Origin of the sequence: Vibrio frigidus (genome assembly GCF_042465995.1) — a bacterium.
GTDB lineage: Bacteria > Pseudomonadota > Gammaproteobacteria > Enterobacterales > Vibrionaceae > Vibrio.
This window is the reverse complement of the sequence record NZ_JBCDMC010000006.1, coordinates 81682-95362: the sequence shown is the minus strand read 5'-3', so window position 1 is coordinate 95362 and position 13681 is coordinate 81682. Positions and strand designations below refer to the sequence as shown.

General features: G+C 40.6%; 12 protein-coding genes and 1 pseudogene. 7 read left to right on the top strand and 6 right to left on the bottom strand.

Annotated elements, in window-relative coordinates; all coding sequences use genetic code 11:
* Nucleotides 1-40 precede the first annotated feature (40 nt).
* Together AACW90_RS11665 and AACW90_RS11660 are read left to right on the top strand one after the other, a co-directional pair.
* Nucleotides 41-256 (top strand): annotated as a pseudogene (locus AACW90_RS11665) (transposase domain-containing protein); the annotation flags it as partial.
* 61 nt (nt 257-317) lie between these two features.
* The gene (locus AACW90_RS11660; protein WP_390234536.1) at nt 318-809 is read left to right on the top strand and encodes a tyrosine-type recombinase/integrase; all 492 of its coding nucleotides are present in this window, start codon (nt 318-320) and stop codon (nt 807-809) included.
* A 169-nt stretch (nt 810-978) separates the two neighbouring features.
* Here the strand turns inward: AACW90_RS11660 and AACW90_RS11655 are convergent, their stop codons facing one another.
* The gene (locus AACW90_RS11655) at nt 979-1236 is read right to left on the bottom strand and encodes a GrxA family glutaredoxin (protein ID WP_390234533.1); all 258 of its coding nucleotides are present in this window, start codon (nt 1234-1236) and stop codon (nt 979-981) included.
* 350 nt (nt 1237-1586) lie between these two features.
* Between AACW90_RS11655 and AACW90_RS11650 the strand changes: the two genes are divergently transcribed.
* Nucleotides 1587-2825 carry an iron-containing alcohol dehydrogenase gene (locus AACW90_RS11650; RefSeq protein WP_390234531.1) on the top strand — a complete coding sequence of 413 codons (1239 nt, stop codon included), beginning with the start codon at nt 1587-1589 and terminating at the stop codon, nt 2823-2825.
* A gap of 175 nt (nt 2826-3000) precedes the next feature.
* On the opposite strand, the gene AACW90_RS11645 is transcribed toward AACW90_RS11650, so the two are convergent.
* The 5 genes from AACW90_RS11645 to AACW90_RS11625 all read right to left on the bottom strand — a co-directional run bounded on the left by AACW90_RS11645 (nt 3001) and on the right by AACW90_RS11625 (nt 8525).
* Nucleotides 3001-3855 (bottom strand): MurR/RpiR family transcriptional regulator, encoded by an 855-nt coding sequence (locus AACW90_RS11645; protein ID WP_195703156.1) that lies wholly within the window; start codon nt 3853-3855, stop codon nt 3001-3003.
* Nucleotides 3856-4216: 361 nt separating this feature from the next.
* Nucleotides 4217-5860 carry a pyridoxal-dependent aspartate 1-decarboxylase PanP gene (gene panP / locus AACW90_RS11640; protein ID WP_390234527.1) on the bottom strand — a complete coding sequence of 548 codons (1644 nt, stop codon included), beginning with the start codon at nt 5858-5860 and terminating at the stop codon, nt 4217-4219.
* A 129-nt stretch (nt 5861-5989) separates the two neighbouring features.
* Nucleotides 5990-6502, bottom strand: a complete 513-nt coding sequence (locus AACW90_RS11635) for a hypothetical protein (RefSeq protein ID WP_390234525.1) — start codon at nt 6500-6502, stop codon at nt 5990-5992.
* Nucleotides 6503-6657: 155 nt separating this feature from the next.
* Nucleotides 6658-7563, bottom strand: coding sequence for a LysO family transporter (locus AACW90_RS11630; protein WP_390234524.1), 906 nt, complete (start codon nt 7561-7563; stop codon nt 6658-6660).
* A 23-nt stretch (nt 7564-7586) separates the two neighbouring features.
* The gene (locus tag AACW90_RS11625) at nt 7587-8525 is read right to left on the bottom strand and encodes an HDOD domain-containing protein (RefSeq protein ID WP_390234522.1); all 939 of its coding nucleotides are present in this window, start codon (nt 8523-8525) and stop codon (nt 7587-7589) included.
* A 373-nt stretch (nt 8526-8898) separates the two neighbouring features.
* On the opposite strand from AACW90_RS11625, the gene AACW90_RS11620 reads away from it, so the two are divergent.
* The 4 genes from AACW90_RS11620 to AACW90_RS11605 all read left to right on the top strand — a co-directional run bounded on the left by AACW90_RS11620 (nt 8899) and on the right by AACW90_RS11605 (nt 13659).
* Nucleotides 8899-9486: a TfoX/Sxy family DNA transformation protein gene (locus tag AACW90_RS11620; protein ID WP_390234519.1), complete on the top strand. Its 588-nt coding sequence runs from the start codon at nt 8899-8901 to the stop codon at nt 9484-9486.
* Between the two features lie 189 nt (nt 9487-9675).
* Nucleotides 9676-10701: an ABC transporter permease subunit gene (locus AACW90_RS11615; protein ID WP_195703162.1), complete on the top strand. Its 1026-nt coding sequence runs from the start codon at nt 9676-9678 to the stop codon at nt 10699-10701.
* Between the two features lies 1 nt (nt 10702).
* Nucleotides 10703-11749, top strand: coding sequence for an ABC transporter permease (locus tag AACW90_RS11610; protein ID WP_390234516.1), 1047 nt, complete (start codon nt 10703-10705; stop codon nt 11747-11749).
* Nucleotides 11750-11832: 83 nt separating this feature from the next.
* On the top strand, nt 11833-13659 hold the full coding sequence (locus tag AACW90_RS11605; protein ID WP_390234973.1) for an extracellular solute-binding protein: 1827 nt from the start codon (nt 11833-11835) through the stop codon (nt 13657-13659).
* Nucleotides 13660-13681 lie beyond the last annotated feature (22 nt).

The following is a 13681-nucleotide window of genomic DNA, read 5'->3' as shown; positions in this document are numbered from 1 at the left end:
TGTCAAAATCAAAGTGTACTTAATTCACTTGGATTTTTTTATGGATGTTTCTCAAGCACTCAATGTTATTAATAATTGGAAACCTAATAAGGTTGAAACGTTATCTGACTTATTACCTATTGAACTCATTAATGTAGCTCACACTCTTACCGATACCGTCACGATGAGAAAGCGAAAATTAGCCCTATAATCTATGGTTTGGTTACTTGTCGGAATGGCCATTTATAATGATAAATCTATGATAAACAATGTTAATTAAGTTGATACTGTCGACCGAATAGGCAAGGAGTTTATGGCCCCAAGAGCCTATTAGAGAAATGACTTTCTTGACGTCTGAACAAATAAAAACACTATCGAATGAAATCTCATACGACGAAGAAATGTTCAGAGCCGTAAAAATCAGTTTGGCGACTGGTTCCCGATGGGCGGAAACTATTTCCCTTAAGGCTGCGAATCACACTACGTATCGAATTCGTTTTCCAGATACCAAGGCAGGTAAACATCGTACTGTGCCGATAAACAAAGCTCTTTATGATGAAGTACACCCAGAAGACGGCGGCGCATTATTTCTTACAAACCCACAGCACAGTCTTAGACAAAGGATTGGTAAATTGTTCGATCTACGGAAGGGACAAAAGAATCATGTTTTAAGGCACACTTTCGCGAGTCATTTCATGATTAATGGTGGTAGTATTTTGACACTTAAAGAAATTCCTGCTCACTCTTCTATAACGCAGACTATGACTTATGCACACCTAGCCCCTGACCACTTACAAGATGCTGTAAGACTAAATCCACTCGATAATTAATGTCCACTAATTGACCACAAACATCATGTTTAGTCACTTTTTACTATATCGAATGCAATAAAAAAGCCTTGATAAACAAGGCTATCATGTTATCTCATTTGATATCATTTCTATTTTAAAGCCCTAAAAAGGGCTTCAATATCAGGTAACTCGTTTTGAACACTTTATACTACAAGCCTAAGTTAGCTCTAGCGTATGTTTCAAATTCTGTGCAACCACCAACATGGTCTTGATCGATGAAGATCTGAGGCACTGTTTCTACAGGTGTACCCACTGTTTTTTCCAAATCCGCTTTGCTTATACCTTCAGCGTGGATATCTACATAACGGTAGTTAAAATCATCACGACTTTCTTTCAATGATTCCGCGATTTCTTTTGCTCGTACACAAAACGGGCATGCAGGGCGACCAAAAATAACAACAAACATAACTTCTCTCCTAAATCTGTTTAAGCTAACTAATTCGTTATGGACTAACCATTTTTATGGACTAACGATGTCTTTATGCGCTCACTATGCCCTAATATTTGAAGAAAATAAAGATGGAATATCCTTTGAATCTGATAGGTATAATCTATCATTAAATATAGGTGCAAGAATATACATCAAATTTTTGGTCGAGACGGGCGTCGAGCTTGTCATTCCATATACATACACAATGTGAACAAATACATAGTTTTACAATTACACTCGAGAGAGTGCACGCACATTGTACTAAATCAATAAACAAGAACTCAAACTCAAGCAACCTAGTTTTAGAAATTTTAATGGAGGTCTGCATGTTTCAGTTTATGACATCGGCAAAGGTTATATTTGGTGAAGGAGCGCTTAACTCATCCTTATCTGTATTCAACCAATATGGGTATAGTGTGTTACTGGTGACTGGAAAAAACATGGCTCGAGCAGCACCTGTAATAGGCTATTTGAAAAGCCAAAATATGCGATACCAACATGTATCAATATCGGGTGAACCCAATATCTCCATGGTTGAAGAAACCGCTGTAGTGGGGCGTCGATTTAAGCCAGATATGGTTGTAGCGATAGGGGGCGGTAGTGTTATTGATATGGGAAAAGCGTTATCAGCGATTATCCCAAACCAAGGGGATCTTTATGACTACGTTGAAGTTGTTGGTCGAAGTGTCCCTTTAAAAACCAAACCGCTACCATTTATCGCTATCCCAACCACGGCAAGCACGGGTTCTGAAGTCACAAACAAAGCTGTGCTGAGATCCGGCCAAGACAGGGTCAAGGTGAGCCTTCGGTCGCCTGATATCTTGCCAGATGTGGCGATTATTGACCCAACGTTAACCTATGACACCAACCTGAATATATCTAGCCGCGGTGCGCTCGAAACGTTTACTCATTTGATGGAGTCTTATGTTTGCGGCGACCCAAACCCGCTGACAGATACCATTTGTGAAGAAGGGTTAAGACGATTGACGAAAGCGGTCATTCCTGGTTGCAAAAATAATGATTATAAAGCGAGATCAGACTTGGCCTTTGCTGCAACGCTAGGTGGAATGGCCATTAGCAACGCCAAGCTAGGCGCTGCTCATGGTTTAGCTTCATCTTTAGGAGGTAAAATAGAGGCTCCTCACAGTATTATTACCGCAAGGCTTGCCCCTTTTGTCATGGATGAAAACATTAAATTGGCAGAGGAGATGGGACGAAGCGATATTCTTAATCGCTACCGGGAGGTAGCCAAAATCGTCACCCAAAACTCTGAGGCAGATTATCTGGACAGCGCAGCGTGGATCAAAATGATGTTAGAACGGTTAGAGTTGCCAAATTTAAGTGAGTTTGGTATCTGTAAGACATCATTCCAACGAGTGGCAAGGGATGCAATGCAATCGTCGTCAATTAAAGGCAATCCACTTCCGTTAAATGAGGATCGTTTGGTTTTCATTCTTCAGCAAGTCTGCTCATGTGAAGAGTCTACTGGCCTCGATGATGGTGTTGTTGTATCAGGCAGTGTCAACATTGAAGAAGTAGATTTTCAATCTAGAGAAGAGGTATAGCCATTACCCACAAATAGCGAAGAATAGGCATTGAATATTGACCGATAAAGATAAAGTATTGATAAGGAGTGTTATTTCCGTAAAACGGGAATATTTTTGATATTCGATCCCCAATTATCTTGGGGATGAAGTGTTTGAATCGCTCTACATTAATCGTTTTGATTGACGACCAGTTTTACAACTGGGTTATCTTGTCGTATCGAGAATCTTTCAATGCATCTTTTACTCGTCGTAAATTTTCTCTAAAGCCAGAACCTCGACGAAGTGTAAAACCGGTGGCAAGCACATCAATCACTGTCATTTGTACCACGCGACTTGCCATTGGCATATACACGTCGGTATCTTCAGGTACATCTAAAGTAATAGATAGTGATGCGGCTTTATCAAGTGGTGAGTCTTTCGATGTGATCGCAATGACGGTCGCACCATTTTCACGTCCTAGGTTTGCCACCTCAACCATGCTCTTGGTTCTACCGGTATGCGAAATTAATACAATCACGTCATTGTCGGTACAGTTGATACAGCTCATACGTTGCATAACAATATCTTCAAAAGAAGCGATTGGGATGTTGAAACGAATAAACTTATTTTGTGCATCTTTCGCAACGGCTGAAGATGCGCCTAGGCCAAAGAACGAAATACGTTTTGCTTGGGTAAGTAGATCAACGGCTCGGTTTATTTGAGAGGCATCTAGGCTATTCTTTGCGACGTCCAAACAAGCCATGGTTGACTCAAATATTTTATGAGTATAGGCGTCAGGTCCATCGTCTTCTTCTACGTTTCTATTAACGTAAGGCGTGCCGTTTGCTAGGCTTTGCGCGAGATGAAGTTTAAAGTCCGGGAAGCCTTTGGTATCGAGCCTTCTACAAAAGCGATTTACGGTTGGTTCACTTACGTCGGCCATCTTTGCCAGCGTCGCAATGCTAGAATGAATTGCGGTTTGTGGCGCCGCCATAATAACTTCAGCCACTTTACGTTCAGATTTGCTGAAATTCTCTAGGCTTTTTTGAATTTTTTCCAGTGTATTCATAATATTATCTAATAGTTAATGCAGCGAGTAAGTGTGTGGCCCTATTCAACACAAGGTCAGAAAACCAAACATTTAAAAAGTGAGTTCATCAATAAATAAGAGAACTAAAAACCGTCTAAGTTATAGAAAATATGCTTACTATTCGATAATTTACGGCTGTATTTAGTATAAACCTAACTACCGCTGTGCTTGAAACAAAAGCGAGTGAAAATGACGACTAATTGGCGAATCTATGACAAAGTTCAAACAAAATTTCAGTTTTGGAAGCAGGTGATTGATATATGCGCAAAAACCATGCGGTTTTTGCTACATATTGATTTGATAGTTACAGGACACCGAAAAAAAATTACAGTTCTGAAAATTACTTAAGAATTAAATGTGTTAATTTGGTTATTTCTTTCATTAACGAACCGCTGTTCTCTGAGATTTCTCGTTGCTCATCAAGTACTGACTGTAAAATATCTTTGGTGGTAAGCGGATTGGCCAATACAACTCGAAATACAATCGTATTCATTTTATCCCAGTTATGTGGGTTGAGTTTGGTCCGCGACACGAAAGTTTTTCCTTCCTCTCGTTGTCGTTTCTGTACATATTTGGTTAGCCCATTTAATAGTCGATGTAGCTTTTTTCTCTGATCTTTATCGGCAACGAGTAAAGCTTTAGCTGTTAATGCTGGAACATATCGATAAGTCAGTAGGCAAAGTTCAGGCTCTGAGATAAGTTCAAAATCGGGTTGTTGTTTAATTAGGCCAGAAAAATACTTTGCTTTCTCGATGCTTTGATCGATAAGCAATTCATAACCAGGTCGACTGATTATATGCATGCTGGAATAAACAAGCATAGCCATACCAGAGCGTGAACCCTCTAATGTATGGCTACCTAAATCTTTTGACCCTTTTCTTAATATGTATTCGGCATGGTGTTCAATTGCCGCCATATCATCGGGGTTTTTGAACAATACCATTCCCGCGCCCATTGGAATGTAGAGTTGCTTGTGTGCATCAATAGTTACTGAGTCGGCTAACTCGATACCATCCAGGAGGTGACGGTGGTTGTTTGACATTAATGTCGCACCACCCCAAGCCGCGTCCACATGAAAATGACACCCTTCGCGTTGACTAATTTCTGCTATTTCGCGGATGGGATCAATGTTGCCTGTTTCTGTTGTGCCTGCTACGCCAATGATCGCGAATGGTTTGATGTTTTTCTGCTTCAACTCAGCAATTTTTTCTTGGAGCGCTTGGGTACAAAGCCGATTATTATCGTCGGTTTTAATTGGGATCAGTGAATCCTGTCCAATACCTAGTATATTCGCGGCTTTCTTAAGCGAGTAATGGCCTCTATCTGAAACCAATATAGCTAAGCCTTCATAGCCATAATGTTTCATTGCATTGAAAAGCCCTTCATTTTCAACACCATTAAATTCGTTATCGGCTTTGAGGGCATTATTTCTTGCTACCCAGAGCGCAGTAATGTTGGCAATAGTTCCACCGGAACAGAACGAGCCTAATGAGTGTTTTGCGCTATGCATCCATTGTTCATAAAATGCGTCATCTTGCTGATATATAAGGCGATGTAACATACCCAATACTTGTCTCTCAAGAGGTGTGAACGCTTTGGAAGTTTCTATCTTCACTAAGTTTTGATTTAAAGCGATCATTATCTTTGACAAAGGCATCAAGAAATAGGGCAGAGCTGATGTCATATGACCAATAAAACTTGGTGCAGAGGTATGTACCGAATGAGAAACGAGGGTGTCCAATAAGTGCTGAGTATGATCGGAAACAAATACAGGCACCTCAGGAATAGCCGCTTCAGAGAAGTCTTTTTCAATTTCGCGCAGCGGTTTTTCTTCGGCGACGATATGTTCGCGCAAAAATTCATTTAAATTTTGCGACAGTTTCGCTTCAATTTGAGTGAGTGCAGAATCTGCAGCTTCTGGGATAGTGAAGATTCGAAGCAAGCTTTCAAGACTTACATCTGCTGTTTTGTTTTTCGTTACCATACAAAAGACGTATTTAATATTATCAACTATTTTGAGCCGCTCAATCTAAACGAAAACGGGAGCAATGTCCCGTTTTAATTGTGAAAACTCAATTTTTAAAGATGATGCAGTATTAATAAACCTGTTTAATTACAGGCAATTAACTTCTTCTGCTTCAGTGATTGCTTGATTGTACTTGCTTAATACATCATCAATTTTATTTGGGTGACTAAGTAAATCAGCAAATGCAGAGCGTAATTCGTAGTTCTTCGCATGAGGTTTCGACTGCCTATCGCTGAAACTATCTGAAGCTAGTTTGCCTAACTCATCGTCACGACTAGCAAGGTTCTTTATATCGATTTGTTCTAGTTGTAACCATGCTTCGACAGGCTTTTCTGTGGACACTTTGCTCATGTCTTCATTTAGATAATAGTGTACAGCACCGCGATTTAGTTCGAAATGGTTTTTTCGACCATTATAGAACCATGCGCCGACCTCTTCTAAATCGGGATATTGTTGAGCTGTCAATTCGATGAGGTCTTGATACCAGGTTAAAGACGCATCGATGTAGGCGTCATATTTATTTGACAGACATTGTGTATCAGCTGCTTGAGACAGTGTTGAGGCGCTACACAATAGAGCTGCAATGAGAAAGCGTTTCATTTACGTTCCTTGGGCATGTTCTTAGGCGAATAACTTGCTCGCAAAAAAGGCGGCAATAAACAGGGTTTAATATAAGTAATCAAGTTTACACTAATGTAGCAATAAGTAACATCTCATTAACGGCTTTGAAAAGAGTTGGTTATCACATTTTTTGCTCAGCTACTTAACGAAACGAAAAAAAGCATAAATAGAGGGACAAGCAAACTTAGGATGAAGCCACTAACTATTGCAATTGGTACACAGCGTACACCACCAGAGGTTTGAATGACGGGTAGGGTAAAGTCCATCGCTGTTGCACCAGCATAACCTATAGCAGTACAGGGTAGGCGTTGAATTAACATCGGTATCATGACCAAAGCAACAAGCTCTCTTAAAAGCTCTATCATAAAAGAAGCGCCACCATATACAGGGCCAAACGCATCTCCCATTAAGATGCCAGAAAGCGAATACCATCCAAACCCAGAAGCCATCGCTAAACCACGAGTGAGGGGAATATCTAACCATAGAGCAGCAAGTAGGCCACCAATCCAAGATGTGAGTACGATAACGACTGCGATGATCATGCCATGCTTATTGAGCAATATCTGCCTAAGTGTAAGACCACTGTTTCTTAGTTGAATACCTATAAGAAACAGTAGGAAAAACAGTATCCACTCACTCGCGCTTTCAACCCAATGGAGATCAAAGTTAAGTAACAATCCGACAGCCAAACCAGAGCCCACTACCAAAATGAGTTTCCCTGACTCTAACGCCATCGAAGAGAGAGGAAGTTTTTTGTTGGATTGTTCAGTTTTGAGTGGAAATAGCTTGTCAATAAAAGGCAGCACCAATAAATTGCACATTCCCATTAGAAGGAAAAATGTTGACGTGAATTTTAGAATAGTTTGTAAATTGGCACTTAAGTTATCCAATGCGGCTAAACTAAGTCCCATTAAGAAAAGTATGACATAGACCAATCTAGACGTATTGCTGTTGATTTTCTCGAGTAACTTTGCATTTGATATAGAAAATAGATACCCCACAACCAGTGGGGTAAAAATAAAAATCATCCCTGAAAACATGGTAGAACCTGTGTGATTTGAGGCTATAGCCCGGTTGCTGTCATAACATCCGCAATGCGGGTGTTAAATTCATTCATTGGTAGGTTACTTAGCTCATACATGGCTTGTGCACCTGCAAGGTTAATCTCGACATGGTGATCGTCAATAGCTTCATCTTGTTTTCTAAACATTAGAAGATGGTGAGCGATGCGAGCAATATCCAGATAGCTTATTTCTTCCTGTTTCTCCTGTTCATCAGAGAGTTCTTGGTGTTGTTCGTTCGTCGCTACTTCGAGAAAATCTTTGTCAAATAACCAATGTTTTAGGACTAATTCACTCGTCACGGCACAACGCGATTCAAAGATGTGCATAGCTAATTGCTCGTCTATATAGTTGCCATTGTCGAGATAATAGTGGTATTCGCTTACCAAACAAAAAAGGCCAATATCGGCTAATAATCCTACAAGCAACGCTTTTTCAGCTTCTAAGTAGTCATACTCTTCGGGTTGATAGTTCTGTATTTCTTGCGTGACTAAAAGCATTGTTGCCGCTAACTCTCGCGACGTCGCAGCACTGTTGACCAATATCTTACGACATTGCTTTGACAGATGAGAACTGTGCTTAAGTTGTTCAATAGACTGCGCAGTCACGATATCGCGAACTCGATAGATTCCTAGTCTGCATACCGCCGTTTGTATATCTGTGCAGGTAATATTTCGTCTGTTAAAAAAGATAGAATTAGCTACACGAATAACAACCGCTGCTAAGCTCGGGTCATCAATAAGACACTCCGCAATATCGAACACACTGGTTTCTTCTCCGATGCTTAATTGCTGAATTTTAAGCACCACTTCGGGTATTGGTGGCAATGTTATGCGCCCGGTTTGAATTGATTGCTCTACTAATTGAGCAAATTCAGATTCTAGCCCGTCTAAAAGGACTGCTTTGTTTTCAGGCAGCCAAAAAAAAGATAAATGATTCATGAAGTTCGTCCTAATTACTTGGCATCAATCTTACATGCGGTTGCCGCTCTCTGCCAACCACATATTCAATTAATTGCGCCACTATTTAGCAAGGAGTTATTTGCGTGGGTTGCGACTACAACAGAAAATGTAACAAAAGATGTCTTCTTGAGTGATTTCTCTAATTTTGTGAGTCTTTGCGTGAAGTTGGTCGAAAAATAAGTCATTTCATACCGCTTAAGGTCTAGTTATTCCGCCAACGAGGTGTATCCAGTAGTACCATGATAGTGTCACTATTCTAATAATTATATCAATTACAATAAATTACGTTTAATTCGTCGTTGAAGGCATTGAAGTTTGTAGAAATTAATATGTTATTTCAGAGGTGAAATTAATGAATAATTCAGACTTTTATGTTTATGCAGAAAAATTTGGTGTTTTTCAGAAACACTCTATGTTTGGTGGTATAGGGTTATTTATTCAAGATGCTATGTTTGTTTTGATTTCTGGCGATGCATTTTATTTAAGAGGAGGAGGGTGTCTAGACATGGACCTACGTGCCTTGGGTTGTAATCGGTATCGACATGTTAAAAAACAAGCCGTTGTTACGGTCAACTATTATGATATATCAACGCTTTATAGCAAAAGGTATTCAAGGCTTGATGATCTTATTGAACGTTCAATTCGATTGTCGATTGCCAATAAGGCATATCGACGCTCCGCCGAGAGTAAACGACTAAGGGACCTACCCAATATGCGATTAACCTTGGAGAGGATGGTTAAGAAAGCGGGTATCTCTAATGTCAGTTCATTTATGGAGTTTGGTGCTGTTGAAGTGTATAAGAAAGTGCGACATCAATATGGTGAAAATACAGATATTAATCTGTTGTGGAAGTTTGCAGGTGCGGTTGAAGGTACTCACTGGAGCTTATTGAGTAATAAAATGAAAAAGGAATTGAAACGTACTTGTGACCTCTCTTAACGCTATACCCAGTAGAATTTAATACTAAAAACCTCGCCCTCGCGAGGTTTTTTTTCATTTCAAACACAACAATGGCTACTTTTACTGGAACTAAAGCTAATATTAACTATATGATTACTGAGAATATGCATGATACCTTGAAATACGTTTTAGTTTGCCTGTAACCATGGATTGGGAGCGCAATGTTTAGTGTTTGATTATTTTCTACGTAGGATGATGTTAGTTATCCCCACTTTTATAGGGATTACTATTCTCATATTCGCCATTACTCGCCTTGTCCCGGGCGGACCCGTTGAACGCATCCTTTCTAGTATTCAATTTAATAGCAGTGAAACAGCAGTCAGTAATGATGTAGGCGCAAGCTCGGCACTTTCAGAGGACCAAATTGCACAACTCAATGAATTTTATGGATTAGATAAGCCCGTTGTGGAGGCGTATTGGGAATGGTTGACTAAAATCATGTCTCTAGATTTTGGCGAATCAACACGATACTACGAGCCTGTGACCGATATGATTGCAGAGCGTTTGCCAGTCTCACTGTTTTATGGCGGTATGACATTTTTCATCGCTTATTTCATTTCAATTCCATTGGGCTATTTTAAAGCACTCAAACATGGTTCGGTGTTTGACTCACTTTCCTCGATTGCAATTTTTATTGGCTACGCCTTACCAGGTTATGTGGTTGGTGTTTTGTTGATTACTTGGTTTGCATACAACTTAGAGTGGTTTCCAATGGGTGGCTTTGTCGGCGATGACTTTGACGACTATGAGTCCTTTTATGAACAAGCAAGCGATGTGTTATGGCATGCCGTTTTACCACTTATCTGTTACCTGATTGGTGACTTTGCTACTCTGACGATGACAATGAAAAATAACCTAATGGAAAATCTATCAGCCGATTACATTCGAACAGCAATCGCGAAAGGATTACCATTTCAACAGGCTGTACGGAAACATGCGCTCAGAAACAGTCTTATCCCAATTGCGAGTCATTTTGGAAATTCGTTGCTCTTTTTCATGACGGGTTCATTTCTTATCGAGGTAATCTTTGACATCAACGGTATTGGTCTTCTTGGGTATGAATCTATTGTTGAAAGAGATTATCCGGTTGTGATGGGAATTGTTGCGGTAAACGCATCGATGTTATTGGTTGGCAATATTCTTTCTGATATGTGTGTCGCTCTTGTCGACCCACGTGTGAAGTTTGGGGAGTAAGATGAATTTTAAATTGGACCCCTTAACTCTAAGGAAATTCAGACGTTTCAAAGAGATAAAACGTGGATACTGGTCATTCTTGATTCTATCAACACTTTTGGTGCTGTCTATTTTTGCGGAAATGCTTGTTAACAGCAAGGCTTTGGTAGTGAGCTATCAGGGCGCGTATCACTTTCCTGTTCTTTCTGATGTCATTCCGGGGACGGAATACGGTCTTGACTACCTTTCAGAGGCTAATTATAGAGAACTGAAGCAAAAATTTGTCGAAGAAGATCAAGGTGATTTTGTTGTGTTACCTATTATTCCTTGGAATCCATATGAACAAGACTACAGTGGAGATTATCCGCCGACAGCACCAGATGCGAAAAATAAGCATTATTTAGGGACGGACATTATCGGTCGAGATATTTTGGCCAGATTGGTCTACGGGTTTCGAATCGCGATGGGGTTCGCATTGATCACTATGGTTATTTCTTATGTGATAGGTACCGCAGTTGGCTGCGCAATGGGCTTTTGGGGCGGAAAATTTGATCTCATATTCCAGAGGGTGATAGAGGTTTGGTCAATGGTGCCATTTCTGTATGTAATTATGATTTTGGTTTCAATTATTCAGCCAACGTTCACTCTTTTTGTTTTTATCAATGTTCTGTTTGGTTGGATGGGTATTACTTGGTACATGCGAACGATGACCTACAAGGAGTCAGCAAGGGAGTATGTACTGGCCGCTAGGGCTTTGGGGGCTTCTACTGCACGTATTCTTTTTAAACATATATTACCAAATACGATGGTCATGATTGTAACATTAGCGCCATTCACTATCGCCGGTAATATTACAGCCTTAACCGCGTTGGATTATTTAGGATTGGGATTAATGCCACCTACACCTTCATGGGGAGAATTATTACAGCAAGGAAAGTCTAACCTAGACTCTCCCTGGATAGTTATGTCGGTTGTTACTTCAATTGTTTTGGTACTCGTGATGGTGACATTTATCGGAGAGGCCGTTCGTGCGGCGTTTGATCCTAAGAAATTCACACGATATAGCTAAGGTCTGTTGGCCTTTCGATATTATTTTTCAGCGTATGACCAACAGTCCCTAGGTCTAGCGCACACAAGGATGTAGATATGAAAATGAATAAGATTTTAGCGACAATTATGTTCTCCGGTTGTTCTTTTTTCGGTTGGGCAGACCAACCCTTACCCTCGAATTTAGTCTGGGAAACCAATGTGAGCGATCCGCTTTTTGCCTCTGCAGATGCGCAATTTGGCGGCACTTTTCGCACTTCTATTGCAAGCTTTCCACAAACATTCAGAACGGTCGGGCCTGATGCAAATGGCTCTTTTCGTGCTTGGTTGCTCGACGCGCATCCCTCTTTAGTCAGTAAGCATCCTGATACGGATGAATGGATCCCAGATATTGCAACTGAATGGGCTTTTAGCGAAGACCATAAAACGGTGTTTTATAGGTTGAATCCCGAGGCGAAATGGTCAGATGGCGAGGCCGTAACCGCTGATGACTTCACCTATGTGCTCACCTTAATGCGTTCTAAGGATATTGTGGCGCCGTGGTACAACACCTATTACACCACCGTATTAAAAGACGTAGTGAAGTACGATGAACATACTATTTCGGTCACATTGTCCGAAGCGAAAGACAAAAAAGACTTGTTGGAAAGCACGAGTATGGCGCCAAGACCAAAGCATTTCTATAAGCCAGATATTGACAAGAACAGGGACGGCGTCGACGATAATTTTGTAAGAAAGTATAATTTTAAGGCAGAGCCAACCACATGGGCTTATGCCATAGACAAGGTAAAGAAAGGCCGCTCAATTACCTTTAAACATGTAGGTGAAGATTGGTGGGGGTATAGCAACCCTTATTATAAAAACCGTTACAATGTGCAAAAAATTAGAATTCAGATTATTCGTGACGATGATATCGCGAGAAAGCATTTTGAAAAGGGCGACTTGGACTCTTATCACTTGGTTCGTCCTTCTTTGTGGCATGAGAAATCAAGCGGTAAAATATATCAGAAAGGTTACGTCCAGAAATTTTGGGGGTTCAATCAAGTGCCTCAAGGCGCTGGTGGAATGTGGTTGAATACCGCCAAACCTAAATTGAGTGACATCAATGTACGCAAAGGGATTGCGCATGCGACAGATTTTGATGGCATGATAAAAAAGGTGTTACGAGGCGACTACTCAAGGCAACCGAATGGAATGGGTGTTGGTCAGGAGAAGTTTACTAATGAACTGATAACTGCACCTGTTTTTGATCCTGCTTTAGCGGCGCAATATTTTGACAAAGCAGGTTTTTCTATCGTTGGTTCTGATGGGGTTCGAGAGAACGACAAAGGTGAGAAACTGACATTTGCTATCACTTATTCGGCAAGGTTTCATACCCCTAGATTGGCCTACTTAAAAGAGCAGGCAAAGCTTGCAGGAATGGAGTTTACGTTAAATCTTATCGATGGGTCGTCAGCATTTAAATACGTAAGCGAAAAGAAACATGAAATTTCGTTTCACGGAATGGGGTCGAGTTCGCAACCCCGTTATTGGGAATACTTGCATTCCGTAAACGCAAACAAGCCGCAAACGAATAACTTTACAAATTACAGTACGCCTGAATTGGACAAACTTATCACGGAGTTCCGTTCTGAATTCAGCAGAGAAAAGCGCGAAGACTTGTCTCGAACCATTCAGAAAATTGTGGATGACGCAAGCGTCATTATTCCGGGCTACATGGTTCCATATACACGCAGTGCACATTGGCGTTGGATGAAGTTTCCGGCGCAACCAATGACAAAAAAAACAGAGAGTTTATTTAGTACTGGCGCACCATCTGACCTCGGTACCTATTGGATTGATCTGAAGGCTAAAAAGGAAACACTGGCCGCGATGAAGAAAGGCACATCGTATGAGCCAGTTACGACAATCAATGATAAATACAAGTTTTGATGATTCAGTCTAAGCTTCTAGG